This window comes from Pseudomonas sp. KCJK9000, assembly GCF_046230725.1.
GTDB lineage: Bacteria > Pseudomonadota > Gammaproteobacteria > Pseudomonadales > Pseudomonadaceae > Aquipseudomonas > Aquipseudomonas promysalinigenes.
In genome coordinates, this window is record NZ_JBJJLN010000112.1 from 1 (window position 1) to 4731 (window position 4731).

Here is a 4731-nt window from a genome sequence, read left to right on the forward strand (position 1 = left end):
TCACCTCTATTTATTTCATCAATCACCAGCAGAACTTTTTTATTTTCAATTTCTATCTTTCTAGCTTGGTCAGCCGCGACCAAAAAAATACCATTTTTCAGCGAAAATAATGATGGATTATCAGACTTAGGCCTATACCCTTGAACAAAATCTTCATATCCGTAAGATGGGTGAAATGTAACCTTGAAGACACTTCCAGCACCATTGATCCGCTCCCATTCGGAGGCAAGATTTAATGAGGCATGAGTTTTCCCTGTTCCAGGAGGACCATAGAAAACAACATTATGGCGCTCTAGGACAAGCTCATATAGGTGCTTACAACTTTCAATTACAGTGGGTTCATGAGTTTCAGATTCATAGCTACTGTTCAGTGACTCAGCGGTCCCGAAGTAAGAAAACCACTCCTGATCTGTCTCGAACGCATTGTAAACTGGTGCCGATTTAACTTCCTGGGCGAGCAAATCTATAATGTCGTCGTGGATCTTCCAATATCCCCCTCCAGTCCGCCCAGGCATTACCATCAGTAACTCACCCAGGCCTGCACGCTTGAACCATGGAGTTGTTTTTTGGTCTCGGACTTGCCCAGAAGGATCTCGGTCATCAGGCGCGCTAGATTGGTCATACGCTCTCTCGCGAAGCCTAGTAACGGGCCCTCCGCCCGTGACGGGATCATATCCTGGCTCTAGTCTGGCTCTTCGTATTTTTGAAATGGCGGCATCCAAATCAGAATGCTTAAGTACCCACATCAATTCTCGATTCAGCTCGTCCCAGTGCAGTTTCCCATCAAGCTCGATGGCGGCCTTCCATAACGCCCAATAAGGGTGGATATCGCAGTGATCAGGGTATCTTCCGCCATCTAAAATGTCAGCAGGATTTCGTAGCTGATATTTACGAAGGACAGATATAGCTTGTTTAGCCAGCAGCCTCCTATATTCCTTAGCGGCATTTTTTTGAGCTGAGCGGATCGTTAAACCTAAATCAGTAAGCTGAGTATTACCGTCTGAGTCTGGATACAACAACCCCATACGCTCAAACATTTTATGCCAGCGTCGAGGCCGACTAAGATTGTCTCCTGATGATGTTTTGACAACACCATCAAGAGTGCCCCTCTTTCCCTCAGCTCTCATTATGGCGTCGAGCTGTGTGCCAATTTCGACTTTAAACTCAAACCCTACTGTAGTTGGGCTATCACGATCAGGAGCCTGCCAGCGGTCAAAAATCATATATTAGCTCTTTCCATGAACAATTAAAAATTCAGCTGAATCTGTGGACTTTCATGACCAAAATTAAAACTCATGCCCTTTGCCATATTTGACTTACAAGAATACAGGGCCTCTATCACCGAATTTCCGAGTGCTTTTGCAAGTACAGGAGGAACTGCATTGCCAATTTGACGCGCAACTTCTTCCCGATTCCCATCAAATGAAAAATCATCTGGGAACGTCTGAAGTCTAGCGCCCTCTCGTAACGTTATGCTACGGTGTTCAACTGGGTGAGCGTATCTACCTCTAGTAAAGCTATCAAATCTTGCTGTAATGGTGCCTGAGGGTTTGTCCCATGCCAATCTTCCATATACCTCTACATGTCTATGAGAGGGATTATTTTTATGGCATGGCAACTGAAGGTGGTCTGGAAGGTCATTTCGCCCACCACCAGGAGGAATATGTTTTAATCGTTCGATATTAATTTGAGACATCCTTGCCTCTCTAGCATGGTTAAGTACTATAGGGTGAGGAGAACCGTCTAGAGGCGGTGATGGCAGGTCTGAGATTGCCTGCCGAACGGTGCGATAACTATCTGGCCCCAGAATCTCTTCCGGATACTTGAATATTTTTCCATATTCAAAAAGCCCGCCAATCAATATGACTCTTTTTCTTAGTTGAGGTGTGCCATAAGCAGCAGCCTCCAGCTTTGCTAAATGGGTATGGTAGCCAAGATCTGTAAAGCGATCTATAAGCTCATCAAGGAAAGGCTTTCCTCTCTTTGACATAAGTCCAGATACATTCTCCATTAGGAAAAACTTTGGCCTAATACCGTCTACAAATCGAAGGAATTGAAAAACCAAGTCATTTCTGGCGTCTTGATCAGCCCCCCGTCTCTGTATCGAGAAACCTTGGCAGGGCGGGCCACCCGCAACAAGATCACAGTCGCCTCTATTTAACGCAGAATATTCTAAAACTCTAGCTGGATCCAGTGAGTGAATGTCAGCCTCAATGAGATGATCGCCAAGGTTTCGCCTATAGGTCTTGGAGGCCAACCGATCAAACTCAACAGCTGCGCGAACATCAAAGCCTGCTTGTTTTAATCCGAGCGAAAGCCCTCCCGCCCCACAAAAGAGATCAATAGCAGTTGGCTTACTCATTAGGCGCAATCTCTGCGTTTTCAAAATTATTGCTGCGCTTTTTCTTAATTCCGTTGATTTTTATCGCAAAACCTGGACCTATAGGTGACACGATGTCGTTTTCGACATCAGAAATTGGATCTTGAATTCCATCATGACTTTTAATAAGTACTTCAATCATGTGCTCTGCCATCTTTTGAGCAACCAAAGGAGGCACAGCATTTCCGATTTGCTTATATTTGTCGTCAAATGGACCCTCAAATACAAAATTTTCAGGAAAACCTTGAAGAGTAGCCGCCTCTCTTATCGAGAGACCTCGATGTTGCTGCGGGTGAGTAAATCGTCCGCAAGACGGCGTCCGACACCGGGCCGTTATTGTTACCGCTGGCTTATCCCATGCAAGTCTTCCGTAAACGTCGGTGTAGCCACCATGTTTCTCTCTTGCTCTATCCAGACATGATGGGCCTACGCCAAGCGGTCTATTTCCGCCATCGAGTGGAACTTGTTTTAGTATGTCCACAGTTGCGGCTCGATGCTTAGATACAACATGCATTGGATCAGCATCATCTGACTCACCAGCTGCGAGTGGCTTGAAGTGGGAAATAGCATCGCGAACTGTTTTATGCTCGGAATAATCGTAAACCGGCGTAGGAACGTTAAACTCTCCACGAAAAGCCATCATAATCGCTCGAAATCTTTCTTGCGGGAGTCCGAAGTCGGCAAAATTGTAAATTCTACTGCGAATGAAATAACCAGAACTTTTTAATAAGTCACGCCCTGGCGCGTAATACTGCCAGTGCTTCTTGGAGAACATATCTGGAACATTCTCCATAAATATGGCATCAGGACCAATACGAGTGGCTATTTCTGCAAAAATCCCGAACAAACTTCTACGGTGATCCTTACCCACTATAGACTTTCTGTGAGCTGAGAACCCTTGACACGGCGCACAACCAATAAGAATGATTTTATCAAATCTTGATAGGTCCCACGACTCAATGAGCGCGTCGAGAGTTTTATTGTCTTCATCAACTAACCCAGCAATATCAAGCTCGTGTGCGGGATGATCAAGCATGCGGCGGTAGGTTGCGCAACAATGCTTGTCATTATCGATACCGGCTATGACCTCAACGCGTGCGCCTGGAACTTTAGCGTGAGCAAACCCGTAGCTCGCACCTCCGCAACCAGCGAAAAAATCTACAACTCCGACGCCAAGGTCTTTTTTGCTCATCAAATTTTTCTTCATCTACTGATGCTATCATTTCTATCAAGCGACTAGATAGTGTTTTCCGTTGGCAGCTTCAAACTCCGACACCACGCATGCATTTCAACTTAGTAAGTTTATTTTCTCAAAAACCACTAATACTTCCGTTCCTTGGGAAGCTTTGCTTTATTACAGCCTCGGCGTTGATGCAAGAAATAGCGGCTAACAAAAATAGCTATGCGGCGCATTGCAAAAACTATGTCAGGACACCCAGGGTAGTCGTCTATGTGCATGTCAAATCTGAAGCCCGCCTTGCAATATAGACGGCGGACTTTTAGCTCTGGCTCTGTGTGTTCTTGCTTTACTCGGACCATGAGTTTATATCTAGCAAATACACAAATCGCACCATTCAAGTCCCCCTGATTGTTGCACCTCTAACTGACTTTAACACTAGCTGTCTGATGGCTGCTAAGCGAAACATTTTTAAGCTCAGGAAAATTCTCACTATTTAAGTGTTCGCGGATAAGCCTGGCAATGAGAGTACTTTTCTTAAAACCGCGTTGCTCACAATATGATCCAAGCCGCAGAAATTCCTGCTCATCAAGCAAAACCGTTACTTTTGACATGGGTATGTTACCAATCTGGACTGCGCAGTAGTGCGCACTTATGCGCCTTTGTGGGCATTTTAGTCCTGAGGGTGTCAGTTTGCAAGAATTGATTTTTTCTTTAGAGAGGTGTCTAGAAGGGGCAGAAAGCGGCGGAGAATTGGTACAGCACTGGGCTCGGTACAAGCTCCTGAGAACTCCGGTCGACGCCCGTTGAACGCTCAGATTTTGATCGATCTGCCAGTCGCGTTGGCCTGACAACCACAATCCATAATTTCTGCGATACCTTGGGGATACCGTTGCGCTTCCTCATTTCTGGCGGTCAAACCAATCATGCGGACGAAGCCAGCATTCCATCGAACCAACGTGATCGTCCGCGTAAATGTTCTATATGGTTTCTTGCCGCCGAGGGCAGTGACGTTATGGAATCACTACCAAGTTGCATGTGGTATTAGCGACATTTCTCTGCACACAGAGCTTACATCCAGTTATCACTTTCACGGACGGTAGCGCTAAAAAATGTATTCCCATTGGTATTCCCGTGAGAATAGATAATAGGCTTTATACATTCAAAACATCAA

The 4731-nt window shown here is 45.4% G+C and carries 4 protein-coding genes; all 4 read right to left on the reverse strand.

Going from position 1 to position 4731, the window contains the following annotated elements:
* A partial coding sequence (locus ACK59H_RS22675; protein WP_409264957.1) for an AAA family ATPase occupies positions 1-1223 on the reverse strand: 1223 nt, incomplete at its 3' end.
* Positions 1224-1246: 23 nt separating this feature from the next.
* On the reverse strand, positions 1247-2362 hold the full coding sequence (locus ACK59H_RS22680) for a DNA cytosine methyltransferase (protein WP_409264958.1): 1116 nt from the start codon (positions 2360-2362) through the stop codon (positions 1247-1249).
* A complete protein-coding gene (locus ACK59H_RS22685; protein ID WP_409264959.1) occupies positions 2355-3572 on the reverse strand; it encodes a DNA cytosine methyltransferase in 1218 nt (405 codons plus the stop codon). The genes ACK59H_RS22680 and ACK59H_RS22685 overlap by 8 nt, the downstream gene beginning before the upstream one ends.
* Positions 3573-3700: 128 nt before the next feature.
* A complete protein-coding gene (locus ACK59H_RS22690) occupies positions 3701-3919 on the reverse strand; it encodes a hypothetical protein (RefSeq protein WP_186702336.1) in 219 nt (72 codons plus the stop codon).
* Positions 3920-4731: the final 812 nt, after the last annotated feature.

Bases quoted from the DNA above. Each gene is read 5' to 3' on its own strand.
- ACK59H_RS22685 (WP_409264959.1), bottom strand. From the start codon at position 3,572: ATGAGCAAAAAAGACCTTGGCGTCGGAGTTGTAGATTTTTTCGCTGGT.
- ACK59H_RS22690 (WP_186702336.1), bottom strand. From the start codon at position 3,919: ATGGTCCGAGTAAAGCAAGAACACACAGAGCCAGAGCTAAAAGTCCGC.
- ACK59H_RS22680 (WP_409264958.1), bottom strand. From the start codon at position 2,362: ATGAGTAAGCCAACTGCTATTGATCTCTTTTGTGGGGCGGGAGGGCTT.